Source organism: Roseofilum halophilum BLCC-M91, from assembly GCF_030068445.1.
Lineage (GTDB): Bacteria > Cyanobacteriota > Cyanobacteriia > Cyanobacteriales > Desertifilaceae > Roseofilum > Roseofilum halophilum.
In genome coordinates, this window is record NZ_JAQPOK010000025.1 from 13,307 (window position 1) to 29,922 (window position 16,616).

The 16,616-nt window shown below is 47.4% G+C and carries 15 protein-coding genes; 11 read left to right on the plus strand and 4 right to left on the minus strand.

Annotated features, from left to right (window positions below; translation table 11 throughout):
* Nucleotides 1-96: 96 nt before the first annotated feature.
* The 9 genes from PJF56_RS03345 (at nt 97) to PJF56_RS03385 (ending at nt 8,433) form a co-directional block, all read left to right on the plus strand.
* Nucleotides 97-1,809, plus strand: a complete 1,713-nt coding sequence (locus PJF56_RS03345) for an ABC1 kinase family protein (protein ID WP_283761227.1) — start codon at nt 97-99, stop codon at nt 1,807-1,809.
* A gap of 61 nt (nt 1,810-1,870) precedes the next feature.
* On the plus strand, nt 1,871-2,242 hold the full coding sequence (locus PJF56_RS03350; RefSeq protein ID WP_283761228.1) for a hypothetical protein: 372 nt from the start codon (nt 1,871-1,873) through the stop codon (nt 2,240-2,242).
* Nucleotides 2,243-2,686: 444 nt separating this feature from the next.
* Nucleotides 2,687-3,457 (plus strand): hypothetical protein, encoded by a 771-nt coding sequence (locus PJF56_RS03355; protein WP_283761229.1) that lies wholly within the window; start codon nt 2,687-2,689, stop codon nt 3,455-3,457.
* Nucleotides 3,458-3,471: 14 nt separating this feature from the next.
* A complete protein-coding gene (locus PJF56_RS03360; protein WP_283761230.1) occupies nt 3,472-4,155 on the plus strand; it encodes a polysaccharide deacetylase family protein in 684 nt (227 codons plus the stop codon).
* Between the two features lie 292 nt (nt 4,156-4,447).
* Nucleotides 4,448-5,566 (plus strand): NADH-quinone oxidoreductase subunit NuoH, encoded by a 1,119-nt coding sequence (nuoH, locus tag PJF56_RS03365; RefSeq protein ID WP_283761231.1) that lies wholly within the window; start codon nt 4,448-4,450, stop codon nt 5,564-5,566.
* 197 nt (nt 5,567-5,763) lie between these two features.
* Nucleotides 5,764-6,357, plus strand: a complete 594-nt coding sequence (ndhI, locus tag PJF56_RS03370; protein WP_283761241.1) for an NAD(P)H-quinone oxidoreductase subunit I — start codon at nt 5,764-5,766, stop codon at nt 6,355-6,357.
* Between the two features lie 5 nt (nt 6,358-6,362).
* Nucleotides 6,363-6,974: an NADH-quinone oxidoreductase subunit J gene (locus PJF56_RS03375; RefSeq protein WP_283761232.1), complete on the plus strand. Its 612-nt coding sequence runs from the start codon at nt 6,363-6,365 to the stop codon at nt 6,972-6,974.
* Nucleotides 6,975-7,019: 45 nt separating this feature from the next.
* Nucleotides 7,020-7,331: an NADH-quinone oxidoreductase subunit NuoK gene (gene nuoK, locus PJF56_RS03380; protein WP_283761233.1), complete on the plus strand. Its 312-nt coding sequence runs from the start codon at nt 7,020-7,022 to the stop codon at nt 7,329-7,331.
* A gap of 178 nt (nt 7,332-7,509) precedes the next feature.
* Nucleotides 7,510-8,433 (plus strand): NAD(+) kinase, encoded by a 924-nt coding sequence (locus PJF56_RS03385; protein WP_283761234.1) that lies wholly within the window; start codon nt 7,510-7,512, stop codon nt 8,431-8,433.
* A 96-nt stretch (nt 8,434-8,529) separates the two neighbouring features.
* Here PJF56_RS03385 and psaK read toward each other — a convergent pair whose 3' ends face one another.
* Entirely contained in the window at nt 8,530-8,757 is a 228-nt protein-coding gene (gene psaK, locus PJF56_RS03390; protein ID WP_283761235.1) for a photosystem I reaction center subunit PsaK, read from the minus strand.
* A gap of 133 nt (nt 8,758-8,890) precedes the next feature.
* Between psaK and PJF56_RS03395 the strand changes: the two genes are divergently transcribed.
* On the plus strand, nt 8,891-9,538 hold the full coding sequence (locus tag PJF56_RS03395; protein WP_283761236.1) for a phosphoribosylanthranilate isomerase: 648 nt from the start codon (nt 8,891-8,893) through the stop codon (nt 9,536-9,538).
* A gap of 27 nt (nt 9,539-9,565) precedes the next feature.
* Here PJF56_RS03395 and PJF56_RS03400 read toward each other — a convergent pair whose 3' ends face one another.
* The gene (locus tag PJF56_RS03400; RefSeq protein ID WP_283761237.1) at nt 9,566-10,267 is read right to left on the minus strand and encodes a response regulator transcription factor; all 702 of its coding nucleotides are present in this window, start codon (nt 10,265-10,267) and stop codon (nt 9,566-9,568) included.
* A gap of 409 nt (nt 10,268-10,676) precedes the next feature.
* Here PJF56_RS03400 and PJF56_RS03405 point away from each other — a divergent pair, with 409 nt between their 5' ends.
* The gene (locus PJF56_RS03405) at nt 10,677-11,300 is read left to right on the plus strand and encodes a CPP1-like family protein (protein ID WP_283761238.1); all 624 of its coding nucleotides are present in this window, start codon (nt 10,677-10,679) and stop codon (nt 11,298-11,300) included.
* A gap of 247 nt (nt 11,301-11,547) precedes the next feature.
* Here PJF56_RS03405 and pruA read toward each other — a convergent pair whose 3' ends face one another.
* Nucleotides 11,548-14,535, minus strand: coding sequence for an L-glutamate gamma-semialdehyde dehydrogenase (gene pruA / locus PJF56_RS03410; protein WP_283761239.1), 2,988 nt, complete (start codon nt 14,533-14,535; stop codon nt 11,548-11,550).
* Nucleotides 14,536-14,961: 426 nt separating this feature from the next.
* Complete coding sequence (locus PJF56_RS03415) at nt 14,962-16,047, minus strand: ATP-binding protein (protein ID WP_283761240.1); 1,086 nt, start codon at nt 16,045-16,047, stop codon at nt 14,962-14,964.
* Between the last annotated feature and the right edge of the window lie 569 nt (nt 16,048-16,616).

The window sequence follows — 16,616 nt, forward strand, 5'->3', positions numbered from 1 at the left end:
TACTATAGTTAAGAAAAAGATAAAAAATATCCCTTGCAGATAGAATTCTAAAATTTGCATCGTCAAAATTGTGATTATCAAGAGGCATCAGTGAGCGTGAAGCAACATCCACTTGAGCAGCTCAGGAGATACGACCCCCAGGCGATCGCCAGCTACTATAAATTCCGCCCTTGGCAAAGTCTGTATCGAATTGTGACTTTAGTCGGGGCTTTTTTAGGGTTTATCTTCTCCCTAAAATGGGATCAAATCAGCAACCAAGCCGAACAAAATCGCCCCAAACGCGCCACCGACTTACGGGAATTACTCACTCACCTCGGGCCAACCTATATCAAAGTCGGACAAGCCCTCTCAACCCGCCCCGATCTGATCCGCAAAGACTTCCTCGAAGAATTAACCAAACTTCAAGATCGACTCCCTCCCTTTGCCAATCAAACCGCCTTTGACATTATCGAGAGAGAACTGGGCTATTCCATCTCCCAAATGTATCTGGATATTTCCCCCCATCCCGTCGCGGCGGCAAGTTTAGGCCAAGTCTATCGAGGACGGCTTCATAGTGGGGAAGAAGTCGCCATCAAAGTCCAGCGCCCCAACCTAATCCCCATTCTCACCCTCGATTTATACCTCATGCGATGGGCAGCCCGTTGGCTCTCTCCCATCTTACCCCTCAACTTGGGTCATGACCTCACCCTGATTGTGGAGGAATTTGGCATAAAACTGTTTGAAGAAATTGACTACATTAATGAAGGTAAAAACGCCGAAAAATTTGGCGAAAACTTCCGTTATAATCCCCAAGTCAAAGTTCCCCAAATTTATTGGAATTACTGCGCCAAAAAAGTCCTTACCCTAGAGTGGATTAATGGCTATAAACTCACCAGTACCGACGCAATTCAACAAGCCGGTTTAGATGCCGATAAAATCATCCGAATTGGCGTAAACACCGGACTGCAACAGTTACTAGAGTTTGGTTTCTTCCACGCTGACCCCCATCCCGGTAACCTGTTTGCTCTGTCTGGGCCTTCAGGCATTGGGGCGCAAATGGGCTATATTGATTTTGGCATGATGGATCAATTGGATCAGACAGCCAAAGAAACCTTAGTTGATGCAGTCGTTCATCTGATTAATAAGGATTATACAGAATTAGCAGAAGACTTTGTGAAGCTCGGTTTTCTGACTCCAGATACAGATATTCAACCCATTATTCCTGCCCTAGAAGCGGTGTTTGGGGATATTATCGGTGAAAGTGTTCGGGACTTTAATTTTAAGACGATTACAGATAAGTTCTCGGAAATTATGTATGAGTATCCCTTCCGAGTTCCAGCGAAGTTCGCCTTAATTATCCGATCGCTCGTCACTCAAGAAGGATTGGCTCTGAGCATTAATCCCGATTTTAGAATCGTGGAAATTGCCTATCCCTATGTGGCTCAACGGTTGCTCACCGGAGAAACCCCCAGTCTGAGACGGCGCTTGTTAGAGGTCTTGATTAAAGATGGTAAGTTCCGTTGGGATCGTTTAGAGAATATGCTGGCGATCGCTCGCTCCGATAGCGGCTTTGATATCATGCCCACAGCCCAGTTAGGCCTGCAATATCTGCTCTCGGAAGAAGGACAATATTTACGCCATCAAATTGTCTTAGCCCTTACAGAAAATAACCGCCTCCATACCGAGGAAGTGCAGCGCCTCTGGCATTTAATTGAGGATGATATCCATCCCACTCGCTTGCTCGATGCCGCTTGGGGGGCTTTGGCCGATTTTTCCAAAGAGCGAGCCGCTCTGCTGTTGCCCTCTGTCGCTACTTTCACCCACTCATAGCAGAAGAAATCGCTGTATACTCCCTAGGAAAAGTCTTTATTTCCACCGAGGAGTAGCATTCGTGTACTATACCGCCCAACCCCCCTATGCTTTATTAGTGATGGGTTTGCTCGTCAGCTTGACATCAGGAGCAGCCTTTTATGCCACATTGACTGAAGCAGCCAAAATCTGGTCATCTAAATCTAGCAATTATGAGATCACCAGCCTTCAGGGGCCAAAACTGCTGTTTCCGTTTACGGGAATTTTTGCCGGTGCTTGTGTCTTCCTGTCTTCGGGGTTGGCAGTATTTGGCTTTCCTACGGCGATCGCCTATTTGATTTCCCTCCCCGTTACCCTCTTTGTCAGTGGCTTGGTTTGGTATCAACTCGGCCAAGTCCTGATCCAACTCGAACAAGGTGGCTCACAAGCCCTAGATCTAGACTCATGGGGCTAAACCCTATCTCTCCCTCTCCCAAGGGAGAGGGGATGTAATTGTTAAGTTTAATCTCAATTGCTTGATCCCAATTAAACCATCCTCTATATTAAAAGTATGGAGCTAGAAAGAAAGCTTCACCGGCAGATTAAACAGTCTCGTTGTAACCATTAGTTTGAGAGGTAAAACACTGTTTCACTATCATCTGTCTCTCCAAGTACAAACTGCACCCAATCGGTGGCTGATCTTTCCTTAAATGTGAGCAAACTGGGAGTGAAAGAAGCGAAGTTAAGTTAGTTTTAAGTTAACCCGTTTCCCTCCAGATAGACTTAACCTAAGCAAGGAAGATTCCAGGGAACTATTCGGGTGCAGTTGTGCTTTTAAAAGTAATTTCATCAGAAAATCAGCAGCAGAATTTCTCGATCCGCTACAATCAATAAGTAGAATTCTCCCGTCTGAAAGCTTATGGCCATTATTGCGCTGAAGGCTTGGTATCTCCAAGAGTATGAACCGATCGCAGAATTAGAAAAACGTCCCCCGGATATGCGGTTGAGTAAGCAAAGTTTGCTCAAATCCGCTTTGCGTGCGGATTTTCTCGAAGATAGCGAAGACATTAAACAATCGATTTGGTTTCAGAGATATTTACAAGGGGAAACCATTGAATTTTATATCGAAGGCAGTGGGGGGTATGCCATCTCCAATATTGACCTCACCAGCCATGAGATTTACTTCACGAAACAGGAAGTCATGGCCCATCTCGATCCGATGCTCTTTTTCTGCTATCAGCAGGAGTATGGAGAATCGAGTCAGATGTTACACGAAGCCTTAGAAGAAGCGATTAGGGATCTCAATCGGCGATCGCGCCTAACCCTAACTCTAGAATCTTCCCATCGTCCCAATCAAGCCCCCATTCGTCTCCATAATCCCCTCATGCGTCGCATTCGCAAAAGTTTACTCTTCATTGTCGATGGCACTCCAGTGACGCAAGTAGAAACCCAAGACACAACCCATCTGATCCCCAGTCCCTATGTCTGTGTAGAAATGGGATATGCTCTCTCTATCAAACGACCGGAACAACTCTTACTCGCACAAATGGAGCGATCTGAGTTTCCGGGACAATTTCCCTTTGATGTCTCTCCCCAAAACCGTCTCTCCTTTCAATCCGCAGAAGACTTAAAAGAGATCCTGACCCCAACCCTAGAAACCTTGCTAGAGCGTTATCGTTTACTCACCTAAGTGGGGAAGTGACCGTGCAATTCTATCCTCTCTATCCTCTGCTCTATCAAGGCTTAAAACCCTTATTTCCCCAATGTTTATGGCAGGGAAATCCCCATCAAAAGGCGATCGCCCTCACCTTTGATGATGGCCCCCATCCCCAACACACCCCAGAACTCTTACAGGTTTTAGACACCTACAACGTCAAAGCCAACTTTTTTTGGCTCGGATACTGGGTCGAACAGTATCCCCAAGTGGCCAAAGCCGTTTACAATCGCGGTCATTGGATCGGTTTACATGGCTATACCCATCACAACTTTCCCCAACTGACTCCAGAGCAACTCTACCAAGACTTATACCGAACCCAAAGCGCCATTCTTCAAGCCTGCGATCTAAACCCCGAAAGGCGATCGCACTTTCCGGATGTGAGACCTCCCAATGGGCTTTTCACCCCCCAAACCCTCAAACTCTTGCAACAATGGCACTATCGCCCAGTCATGTGGACAGTCGTTCCCGAAGACTGGGTTAATCCAGGCGTTTCCAGAGTCGTTCAGCGCGTCATAGAAACCGTTTGCCCCGGTTCCCTGATTGTTCTCCATGACGGCATTTATGGCGGCCAGAGCGTCGCAGAAACCACCAAGAAAATCTTACCCATGCTCTTAGAACAAGGCTATCAGCTCGTTAGTATTAACCATCTCTGGCACTCTCTTGAGTCATGAGCAAGAGTTGATTCTCCCCATTTCCCCATCTATAGCAGCCCTCAGATACCCCTAAATTCCATAGAGTCATCCCATTCTCCGTGTCCCCGTGTCCCCGTTTCCCCGTGTCTTGCCCACTCGAATCTTAAAATCATTCCCTTGAGAGATCCCCCTATCCCCCATGGGACGATTTATGGTCAAATGGGAAGCATGTTTATGGGTCTCATTAATAGATTAGGCCCAAAAAACCATCAATAAACTTTAAAATCCATACAGGGAGCCATGCTTCCTTTCACTGGAATCGCGAGGAAAGATGAATTTAGGCATCGACTTACAAAGAAGTTTTATCGAATTACTGACCCACTTCGGTCTTCCCCAGGGCGCAGCAAAAGCTCTGTGGGTTCCCCTACCGATGTTAGTGGTGCTGGTGGGCGCAACAGTCGGCGTATTGGTCACCACCTGGTTAGAGCGAAAAGTATCGGCTGCCGTGCAACAGCGCATCGGCCCCGAATATATGGGCCCGTTTGGAGTCTTAGTGCCCGTTGCTGATGGTCTGAAACTGCTCCTGAAACAGGATATCATCCCCGACAAAGCCGATCCGATTTTGTTTACCCTAGGGCCAGCCCTGGTGGTCATTCCGGTCTTTTTGTCCTTTCTGATTGTGCCCTTTGGAGAAAACTTGATGATCTCCAATTTGGAAATTGGCATCTTTTTGTGGATTGCCCTTTCGAGTGTTGCCCCCATTGGCTTGTTAATGTCAGGGTATGCCTCCAATAACAAGTATTCCCTGTTGGGAGGCCTGCGAGCAGCCGCGCAATCGATTAGCTATGAAATTCCCTTAGCGTTCTGCGTACTGGCGATCGTGATGATGTCCAATAGCCTCAGTACCATCGATATTGTGAATCAACAATCGGGTTATGGCATCCTCGGTTGGAATGTCTGGCGGCAACCGGTGGGCTTTATCATTTTCTGGATAGCTGCTTTAGCCGAATGCGAGCGCCTTCCCTTCGATTTACCCGAAGCTGAAGAAGAATTAGTGGCTGGCTATCAAACCGAGTACACAGGGATGAAATTTGCCCTATTTTATCTCGGTTCCTATGTGAACCTGGTACTCTCTGGTCTCCTAGTGGCTGTCCTATACTTAGGAGGATGGGAATTTATTATTCCTGTTGAGCAAGTCGCCCAATGGTTAGGGATACCAGAAACGACCTCTTGGTTACAAGTGTTGATGGCGAGTTTAGGGATCACCATGGTGATTTTTAAAGCCTATTTTCTGGTCTTTATTGCTGTCCTCTGTCGGTGGACGCTTCCCCGCGTGCGGATTGACCAACTGTTAGATTTAGGATGGAAATTCCTCCTGCCGGTTTCCTTGGTTAATCTTTTATTGACGGCCGCCCTGAAGTTAGTCTTTCCCTTTGCTTTTGGCGGATAGTTGAGAGTTGATATATAGCAGTTTTAAATGAGTCACGAGAATTTTTCCCTCATCCCCCAGCCCCTTCTCCCACAGGAGAAGGGGAGTAAAAGTCCCTCTCCCGTGGGAGAGGGATTTAGGGAGAGGGCATTTCAGAAGGGCATTTCATTTGAAAACGCTATGACCTGTTTTGTGTCGTAAGTGGTTAATCCATCATGTTGAAGTTCTTGAAACAAGTCGGTGATTACGCAAAAGGGACGGTAGAAGCAGCGAAATATATTGGTCAAGGTCTGTCTGTGACGTTTGACCATATGCAACGTCGTCCCATTACTGTGCAATATCCCTATGAAAAAGTGATTCCTTCGGAACGGTATCGGGGACGGATTCACTTTGAGTTTGATAAGTGTATTTCTTGCGAAGTTTGTGTTCGGGTTTGTCCGATTAATCTTCCGGTGGTCGATTGGGAGATGAATAAGGAGTCGAAGAAAAAACAACTGAAGCACTACAGTATTGATTTCGGAGTCTGTATTTTTTGCGCGAATTGCATTGAATATTGTCCGACCAATTGTTTGTCGGCGACGGAAGAGTATGAGCTGGCGGCCTACGATCGCCACGAGTTGAACTATGATAATGTGGCCATGGGCCGCATTCCCTATAAAGTCACTAATGACCCCATGGTTCAACCGATGCGTGAATTTGCTTATCTGCCCAAGGGAGTCATTGACCCTCATACCGTATCCCATAGGGAGCGACGAGCTGGACTACGGCCAGAGGAAATTCTGGAACAATCGGAAACACCAAACAAGGATTAAAGAACGTGAATTTAGCTGAAGGGGTTCAATTGGTATCATTTGGGCTGTTGGCGATTATGGCGATCGCCGCCGCCCTCGGCGTAGTCTTACTGAAGAATATTGTTCACTCTGCCTTTTTGTTGGCGGGGGTGTTGATCAGTATGGCTGGGCTGTATTTATTGCTGAATGCGGGGTTTGTGGCAGCCGCTCAAACCCTGATCTATGTGGGCGCAATTAACGTCCTGATCCTGTTTGCCATCATGTTGGTGAATAAGCAGGAAGATTATCAACCCCTGGTTCGGGGGTGGATTCGTAAAGGTGCAACGGCAGCCGTTTGTGGGGGGTTGTTTGCTCTCTTAGGGACAATGGTTGTGCAAACCCCCTGGCAACTCTCTACAGAGGCGATCGCCGGGGATAGCGCAACGACGCTGATCGGGTTGCATTTCTTTAGTGACTTTCTCCTGCCATTTGAGTTGGCTTCTGTTCTCTTGTTAATGGCTTTGGTGGGGGCAATTATTCTCGCCCGTCGGGAAGAAATTCCCGACCAACCTCCCCAGGGCAAAGGAATTCCCGATAGTTTACAATTACCGGAACGACCCAGGGAATTGGTCTCATCGGGTAAAAAAACGGAATCCTAAAGGCTAAGAGAGCCGGTTGATTAAATTGGGAGAAATGGAAACACGATGGTTTTACAACTCGAATATTTTTTGCTCATTGCCGCCGCCCTATTTTGTATCGGCATTTATGGCTTGATTACCAGCCGTAATGCGGTGCGGGTGTTAATGTCGATTGAGTTATTGCTCAATGCGGTGAACTTAAATCTGATGGGTTTTTCTAATTTTTTAGATCCGCAAGGCATTCGCGGCCAAGTGTTTACGGTATTTGTGATTACGGTAGCCGCAGCCGAAGCTGCCGTAGGCTTGGCGATCGTGCTATCGATTTACCGTAACCGCAATACGGTGGATATGGAGCAGTTTAACTTACTCAAGTGGTAAGGAAAATCTAAGGGGTTGGGTTAACTAACCCCTTAGTTATTGAGTAATGAGTAATGAGTAATGGGTAGGGGCAGGTTCACCAATATCTCCTAGTTCTAACCGATAACTGTTGTAAACCTGCCCCAAACAATGAATAATCAGTAAAAATAATTTTTAATTTTTAATTTTTAATTGAATTGTGGAACTCAAACAGGTCATCATTTCCCATAAAGCCGGAGATGCAGACAGTCGCAAATGGGCACAGCGATGCGCGAAAGAGTTGGAGGCTCTGGGTGGTCGCGTGCTAATGGGGCCATCGGGAGCTAAGGATAATCCTTATCCCGTGTTTTTGGCTTCAGCTCCTCAACCGATCGATCTGGCTGTGGTTTTGGGGGGGGATGGAACAGCCTTGGCTGCGGCTCGACAGTTGGCTGCTGAAGGTATTCCGATTTTGTCGGTGAATATTGGGGGCCATTTGGGGTTTTTAACGGAATCGGCAGATAATTTTTATGACACGCAACGGGTTTGGGAGCGGTTGCAAAGCGATCGCTATGCAGTGCAACGTAGAATGATGCTGGAAGCGGCAGTTTATGAGAGTAACCGGCGGTTTGTGCCTCCGGTGAGCGATCGCTTTTTGGCCCTCAATGAAATCTGCATTAAACCGGCATCCCATGACCGCATGATCACCTCCAAGCTAGAGATTGAGATCGATGGGGAAGTGGTCGATCAATATCAAGGGGATGGTTTATTGGTCTCGACTCCCACCGGTTCAACTTGTTACAATCTGTCCGCCAATGGGCCGATCATTCATGAGGGCATGGAAGCAATGGCCGTGACCCCCATTTGCCCCTTAAGTTTATCGAGTCGCCCCATTATTATTCCTTCCGGCTGTATCGTTAGCGTTTGGCCCCTAGCCGACTACGATCTAAGCACCAAACTCTGGACTGATGGCGTGATGGGTACAGCCATTTGGCCCGGTCATCGGGTGGATGTGCGGATGGCCGATTATCAAGCCAAGTTTATTATCCTGGAAGAAAATCATTCCTACTATCGCACCCTCCGTAATAAGCTGCAATGGGCGGGTACAAGGATTGAGTTTGACAATAATCACCGAAGCAATTAATCGAGAGCAACAGATAGGGGGGAGAGGAAACAGGAGGAAAACAACGCTTTTCCAATTTCCGACTCCCCCCCTTGGCTCACTTACTTGTGCGGGAGATTAAATCGCTCCAGTACCACTAAGTCCTAGGATTACGCCAGCACCTAGGATATGACCTAAGCTGGTAGTCGCCAGTAATTCAGACATTCCCATGCCACCGAAGAAGGGGCCAGCAGGTAGGCCAGGGCCAACGCCTTTTTGTTGAATGGTGAATTTACCAATGGCGATCGCTAGAATATTGCAAGCAATCATGATCAGTCCGATATTGAGAGACCATTCTGAGGTCATAGGTCTTTTGCTCCTTAATCCCGGTAAAAAGTCCTCACCATTATAAGAAGCCTGCTGACAAAACTTTATTTTTGTGTCATTCCTTAAAGTTTATTAAAATTTTGATACAAAATTCCTCGAACCCGGAGCAAATATGCGCGTTAAAATTTGTGGACTGACTCAAGCCCAGCAAGCCGTGGCGATCGCCGATTTAGGCGCAACCGCCCTAGGATTTATCTGTGTTTCCAGCTCACCCCGCTACATCGAACCCCAACAGATCCAACACATCTGTACTCAACTCCCCCCATCTGTTGACCGCATCGGCGTATTTGTCAACGCCACCCTAGAGCAAATCAAAAGCACCGTCACCCTCGGTCATCTCACCGGAATTCAACTCCATGGAAATGAAGACCCCTTATTTTGCCAAATTCTACGACAAAATCTACCCCAAATCGAACTGATCAAAGCCTTTCGAGTCCGCACCCCGGAAACCTTAACTCAAATTGCCGCCTATCAAACCTGTGTCGATACCCTACTTTTAGATGCCTATCATCCCCATCAATTCGGAGGAACCGGTCATACTTTAGACTGGCAAGACTTAAAGAGTTTTACTCCTCCCTTACCCTGGTTCTTAGCTGGAGGATTGACACCCGATAATATTGAACAAGCCCTACAGTCTCTCTCGCCCCAAGGTATCGATTTATCCAGTGGAGTCGAGCTACAACCTGGGGACAAAGATCTAGAGAAAGTGAGGCGCTTATTGCAAACACTGGGTAGATGCACATCCAATCTCAACCCCTGAGTTTCCCCAGAATGATCCCGAATGAGTTTAATCTTCTAGAGTATCGGGAGGGACAAATTTATATCCCACCCCGCGCACCGTTTTAATAAAGCGATGTACCCCCTCTGCTTCGAGTTTCTTACGAATTTGGCCGATATGCACATCCACAACCCGTTGATCCCCCTGGTGTTCATAGTCCCAGACTTGACTGATTAACTCTGAACGCCGCAGCACTTTCGTTGGGTTGCTGGCAAGAACATGCAGTAAATCAAACTCCAAAGCCGTCAGCACAACGGGTTCTCCTTGCAACATCACTTCTCGCCGTTCGGGATCGATCAATAACTGACCATGGGTAATCAATTGACGCTCAGGAGTGGTGACGGTTCGCTGACGCTTCAGCAGAGCTTCGACCCGATATTTGAGTTCTTCCACACTAAAGGGCTTAGTGAGGTAATCATCCGCTCCCTTTTCAAAACCAATAATTTTATCCGATGTATCCGTGCGGCTAGTGAGCATCAACACGAAAACATCCGTTAAAGTTTGCATTTCCTGGCAAAGATTGTAACCTAGAGCATCCGGTAAATTAACATCTAAAATTACCAAATCAGGGCGAAACTGCTTGAACTTTGCCATGCCGGTTTTCCCGTCAGCAGCATCTTCGAGTTCATAGCCATGTTTGCCCAAATAGCGGAAGACTAAATTACGAATTGCAGGATCATCATCTACAACAAGAATCTTGGCTGAAGCCATATGAATAACCTTGTGATATATGCTTGCGAGTTGACAAACAGACCCAAGACTGGCAGTTTCGTCATTTAAGTGTATCTGGCCATGGTGGCTCTGTGGTACAGGTTTTCCGTTAGAATAACGGCAGCCTAAGCTGAGGGCTGGTTATTCCTCATGCCAAAAATGGGAGGATCAGCCATGGATAAGCTTAGATGATCTATTATCGGGGGTGATTGCTTGGGTAGCCAACTCTATTAAGAATTATGTTAAAGTGGCACTAATAAAATAGTGAAAAAAGTTTAGGCTAATTTGGCAAGCACTGGTAACGGGGTCAACCCTTGAGTTGAACAACCAGGCTTGTGTAAGCTGGAAGTCTAGGCTCCTACGGCTCCTCGATCAGAGCGCTGAATGATTGTGAGGGAATGAACAAAAGATGAGTGACAAAAGTCCTTATGAAACCTTGGGGTTAACGGAAGATGCCTCGTTTGAGGAAATTCAACAGGCCCGTCAACGCCTCACGGATCAACACAGTGGCGATCGCCGACAAGTGGAAGCCATTGAGACTGCCTATGATGCCGTTCTCATGGATCGTCTACGAATGCGGCAACAGGGCAAACTCAAAGTTCCCGATCGAATACGGTTTCCGGAAAAAGTAACGGCGACTGAGCCGAAGGCTCCCCCAACGCCTGGGAAGTCCATGCCCAACTGGTTACAATCCTATCTAGATACTCCTAGTCAAGCTGATATTCTCCTACCGATGGGAGTCTATTTGGTGTTAATGAGCTGTGTCGCCCTCCTACACCCTACCCAGGGTAGCCAGTCGCCTCTCCAGGTGACCCTTCTAGCGGGAGTGGTAGCCAGCATTTACTTCTTAAACCGCAAGGAACGGAAATTCGGTCGCTCTGTTTTACTCACTGTTGGTGGACTGATCGCTGGATTGTTACTCGGTGGCCTCTTGGGGGCAAGTTTAGCCAATATCAGTCAAGTGAATAGCGATCAGTTTGCAGCCGTGGTTGCATTCTTTGTCTTGTGGTTAGTCAGTAGTTTCTTACGTTAACAATACAGTTGTTTTCGCTACTATGGCGATACATCTCAATCCCCCCAACTCCCCCTTAAAAAACAGGGGTAGTAAAAATCCCCCTTTTTCAGGCTTGTCCTGAGCCGAGTCGAAGGGGGATTTTCCGCGAAGGGATAAAAAAAGGGGTATCTGTCCAACTGTGCCTCAAGTATCCAACAAGAATAGAAATCCGGTTTCTTTCCACCTCTGGCAGATCAGAAACCCGGTTTCTTATCCCTAACTCAAGCTACTCGTTGCCTTCAATGGGAGCAAACCCTTGACGCTGCACGTTTTCCGTAATAGTCCGGGGTTCGAGGAACTGGATCAAGTAATCCGGGCCACCGGCTTTAGAGCCGACTCCGGAGAGCTTGAAACCGCCAAAGGGTTGACGAGAGACGATCGCCCCGGTTGTATTGCGATTAATATACAAATTGCCGACTTCAAACTCGGCCATCGCTTGCTCAATATGGCTCGGAGTCCGGGAATAGAGACCACCCGTGAGGGCAAAATTGGTACGATTGGCGATGTCTAACGCTTCCTGGAACGTCTTGGCCTTAATCACCGCTACCACCGGCCCAAAAATCTCTTCTTGGGCAATTTTAGCCGTCGGTGCAACATCCTGGAAGATCGTCGGCCCCACATAATAGCCCTCTTTTGCGCCAGAGACATTGGGAGCCAACATTTCTAGAGCCACTTTCGCCTCCTGTTTTCCGGTGGCAATATAGCCCTGAATACGTTTCATGGAAGTCTCATCCACTACCGGCCCCACCTTCGTACAAGGATGGTCAGCCGGCCCTACATGCAAGGATTTGGTCGCTTCCACAAACCGCTCCAAGAAAGCATCATACACGGGTTCCAGGACGATCGCCCGCGAACAAGCGGAACATTTTTGACCGCTATAGCCAAAGGCAGAATCGACCACCCCTTGCACGGCTTGGTCTAAATCAGAACTCTCATCCACAATCACCGCATTCTTACCGCCCATCTCAGCAATGACGCGCTTCATGTGTTTTTGTCCCGGTTGCAGTTGGGCGGCATTGGCATAGATTTGACAGCCGACTTCCTGGGAACCGGTGAAGGCAATCATATGCACATCCTTGTGTTTGACCAAATGGGCCCCCACGGTCGATCCTTTGGCCGGTAAGAATTGGAACACGCCTTGAGGAATTCCCGCTTCAATCAGCACCTGCATCAGTTGGGCGGCGATCGCCGTACTCGCTTCCGCAGGCTTAAGAATCACGCAATTTCCAGTCACCAGGGCTGCTACTGTCATCCCCGTAGTAATGGCAATGGGGAAATTCCAGGGAGAGATCACTAGGGCGATACCTCGCGGTTGATAGCTGAGGCGGTTATTTTCTCCAGCAATATCATAATTATGGCCGCGATCGAGCCGTTCCATTTCATCGGCATAATAGCGACAAAAATCGATCGCCTCGGAAACCTCTGCATCCACCTGGTGCAGCTCTTTCCCCACTTCCAGCATCACCCAAACGGACAGCTCTGGGCGGCGCTGTTCCATCAGATCGGCGGCTTTTCGCAGAATTCGCGCCCGCTCTGTTGGGGGAGTCGCTTTCCAACCTGGAAACGCTGCTTTGGCGGCATTTAGCGCCGTTTCCGCTTGTTCAATAGAAGCCATACCAATCTTGGCCACTAATTCCGTGGGGTCAGAGGGATTGACAGAATTAATACTCTCTGCCGTTTCCACAAACTCTCCGTTAATGTAAGGGAGAATGGTTTTTCCCAGTTGGGGACGTACCGTTTTTAACGCCGCTTGCGCCCGTTCCCGGTTCACAACTTGGGCAAAGTCTGTATCAGAGGCATTTTTAAAGCTAGTGGTTTTCTGGGGTCGAGATCCGGTTGTTTTCACCACTGGAGGGGCGATTAATTCTTCAATGGGGCGGTTTTCTTGGCTTTGACGCAAGAAGGAACTGTTGGCGGTATTTTCCAGCAGACGACGGATCAGATACGCCATACCCGGCAGGAGACTGCCATAGGGAGCATACATCCGCACCCGCAAGCCTCGGTTCACCATGGCTTTAGCGAGGCGATCGCCCATTCCGTAGAGAACTTGGTATTCAATGCGACGGCGAGGAATCTGCAAGCGTTCGGCAATGGCGATCGCCTTAGCTTGCGATCGCACATTATGGGAACCAATGGCAGCATTCAGAACTTCGTGGTTTTCCAGCAGCAACTGGGTCAAGAGTTCAAAGTTGGCATCGGTGGCCACCTTATCATCAAAAACGGGTTGCGGCCAGTTATGTTGCACCGCTTTAATGGTTTCCTGATCCCAATAGGCTCCTTTCACCAAGCGAATGGTAATCGGGTTTCCCCGCCCTTTTGCCCAAGCAATCAGATCTTTTAAGTCTGCTTCCGAGTCCCGCAAATAAGCTTGCAGCGTCACCCCAATATCGGTACGGGTTTTGAACTCCTCTTCGAGTAACAATTCTTTGAGGATAGCAAAAGTAATATCTTTATAGACATACTGCTCCATATCAAAATGGATCGCCGCACCTTTTTCTTTTGCATGGCGCAGGAGGGTACGAAGGCGCTCTATTACCCGTTGCTTCGATCCTTCGGCATCGAGGGGATCGAACTGGGAATAAAACGCCGTCAGCTTGACGGAAACCTGCACCTTGGGCAAAAGTTCCCCATCCGCTTCATCAATTTCGGGGATGGTTTTCCAGCGTGCAGCCGCTTCCGTGAGGCGATCGATCAGATCCAGATAGCCTTGCAAATAGGCCTTCGCTTCCGTTTCCGTAATCACCGCTTCCCCCAGTAAATCCAGGGTAAAGGCCATTTTCTCCTTGCGGAGATTTTCCACGGTTTTTAGCACCTGCTGAACCGTTTCCCCAGCAATATATTTCCGGGCTAGGGTTTCTACAGCAGTGGATACAGTCGTTGCCGCCACTTGTCCCGGCATGGAGTCAGCTTGGGTAAAATTAAGAATCCCCTTCAAGGCGCTGGGTAATTCTACCGCCTCGGTTGTCATATATTCCTGCAAATGCCGCGCCACTTCCGCCTTCGATCGCAGAGCAGGCAAACAATCAATAAAGTGGAACAATTGCACCCGCAACCCTGGGTTATTCATGGCCCAGTCTAGGAGCTTATCATCCCAGCGCATTTGATCGCGCATCTGGGCAAAGATGGAGCGTTTTTCCCCTTGCGCTTGCAGTAGTTCTTTGGCGATCGCCTGGGTTTGGCTCTCGTAGGTTGGATTTTCGACTTGTGCTACCACGGATTTCCCCCCTCCACATGAATGGGTTGATATAAATCGAGGATGAATCTTGATTTTTTGTGTATTTTTCAAATATATCTCGAAATTACGGTATTATGGTTAATTTATTTAAACTAAAAAACTTTGCCTCTCGTCATAGAATTTGGCCTCTTACGACTGAGTAAGCAAAATGACTTACAGCGTTTTGCGCTGTAAGTCATTTTTCAAAACTTAACTTTTAATAATAGGAGAAAAACGCCCTATCCCCCCATTACCCGCGCAAAGCGCTTTTAAAATAAAAAAACGCCCCACGAGTGGGCGTCCATCAGGGTGCATCAAATTCAATATAACATATAAATGAGGGGTGTCACCCCCCACCCCTATATTTTTTCATCAGAATTATTTATGGAAACGACCAGAATCATTATGAGAAGCCGACTTGGTGGATTATCGAGGGAGACGAATGGTAAAGGTTGTCCCATGTTGCTCTTGGGATTCAAAGCTAATCTCGCCCTGATGAGCATCCACAATGGATTTGGCGATCGCCGTTCCCAACCCAGTCCCCCCCCGTTTCCCATGGGTGACAAACGCCTCAAAGAAGTGTTCTTGAATGGCTTTGGGAATTCCAGGGCCATTATCCCGAATCTGGATCACCGCCCATTCCGCCTGGGTTTTCGCCGTCACCTCAATGCGTCCACCCTTACCTTCAAACGCTTCTATGGCATTGGTAATGATATTTTGCAGAACCCGCAACAGCTTATTGAGGTCAGCATAAATCTCCACCGGTTCAATATCCGTCACCCACTCCACATCGGCTGATTCTAAATAAACTCGATTGAGCTTTTCAAATTGCTTCAATAACTCCGACAGTTGCATCGGCTGTCGATAGAGCGTAGCATGGCCCTTAGAAAATTCTAGAACTTCTTCAGCCATCCCCAACATGCGGCTAATTTGTGCTTGAATCAGATCGCACCATTCTTGGGTCTCTTCATCGGAATGCATCTCCTTGAGCATGGAGCTAGAGAGCTGAATGCCATTAAAAGGGCTTTTGAAATCATGGATAATCGTATTCACCATTTCCCCCACTAACACCATTTTTTGTTTATGCACAATTTGATTCACATATTGGGTCGTGGTAATGCGAATATGGTGAATAATATGCCGAAAGAGGGCTAAGACCACTTCTCCTTTGCTATCGTGTAGAATGTCCATCAGCTTATCCTGGGGAATTTTCGCTAAGACCGTTTCTCGATCAGCCATTGCTCTGGCACTTCTCGGTTTCCCATCGAGGACTCCAAACTCCCCGAAGAAGTCATTTTCCTTAGCTAAGGCGATGGTTTGATGTTTCTCCGTATCGATCATCTTGCTAAACTCCACTTGACCAGCTAAAACCAGATAGAGTCCATCCGGAACTTCACCTTCTTCAAAGATTACAGTGGGTTGGTCAAACTCGATGATATTCGCCAGATCGCACAGTTGAGCCACTTGATCGGCTTCAAAATAACTAATAAAAGGATGGGATTCCAAATTCATGGGCCATACTCACCTTGAATCTTAGATGGCAATAATGTTGATGCAATCCTAATGGACTGGTTTCATTTTACCGGAGTCCAGACCTGAGCTAAATGAATAATTGTTACTGAAGTGATATCAATTAACAATTAACAATTAACAATTAACAATTAACAACGAGTCTTGGTTTTGATATGAGCTGCTGCTTCCCGATCCCATTTCTTGATGATAGGGCGCTCACAAGGGGTGGAAAAAATCAGTCTCCAACTTCAAAGAACATGAGTTGAAGACTAACAGTACAGCAAGTGAATTAAAACTGATTTCCCTGATGACGTTTGCGAGAGCGAATTGCAGTGCATACAATCATGAGCTGTAAGAAAATAACTATACCAATGCCCAGATACAATGCTGACAGATGCAATGGAGGTAGAGAGGGTTGATCTCCAGAATACAGCGTTTTTCGATGTTATGAGGTACAGTAATCGAAATGTTCCTTGAGAGTGTTGTCCCATGAAAAGCCTGAAGAATGGGCACGCATAGCGTAAAAAATGGTTTTCCCATTACCTATTACCCATTACCCATTACCGCGC

Excerpts from the sequence above, each read along its gene's own strand:
- PJF56_RS03395 (WP_283761236.1), top strand. The coding sequence starts at position 8,891 with ATGCGCGTTAAAATTTGTGGACTGACTCAAGCCCAGCAAGCCGTGGCG.
- nuoK (WP_283761233.1), top strand. The coding sequence starts at position 7,020 with ATGGTTTTACAACTCGAATATTTTTTGCTCATTGCCGCCGCCCTATTT.
- nuoH (WP_283761231.1), top strand. The coding sequence starts at position 4,448 with ATGAATTTAGGCATCGACTTACAAAGAAGTTTTATCGAATTACTGACC.
- psaK (WP_283761235.1), bottom strand. The coding sequence starts at position 8,757 with ATGACCTCAGAATGGTCTCTCAATATCGGACTGATCATGATTGCTTGC.
- PJF56_RS03400 (WP_283761237.1), bottom strand. The coding sequence starts at position 10,267 with ATGGCTTCAGCCAAGATTCTTGTTGTAGATGATGATCCTGCAATTCGT.
- PJF56_RS03415 (WP_283761240.1), bottom strand. The coding sequence starts at position 16,047 with ATGAATTTGGAATCCCATCCTTTTATTAGTTATTTTGAAGCCGATCAA.
- PJF56_RS03405 (WP_283761238.1), top strand. The coding sequence starts at position 10,677 with ATGAGTGACAAAAGTCCTTATGAAACCTTGGGGTTAACGGAAGATGCC.
- PJF56_RS03355 (WP_283761229.1), top strand. The coding sequence starts at position 2,687 with ATGGCCATTATTGCGCTGAAGGCTTGGTATCTCCAAGAGTATGAACCG.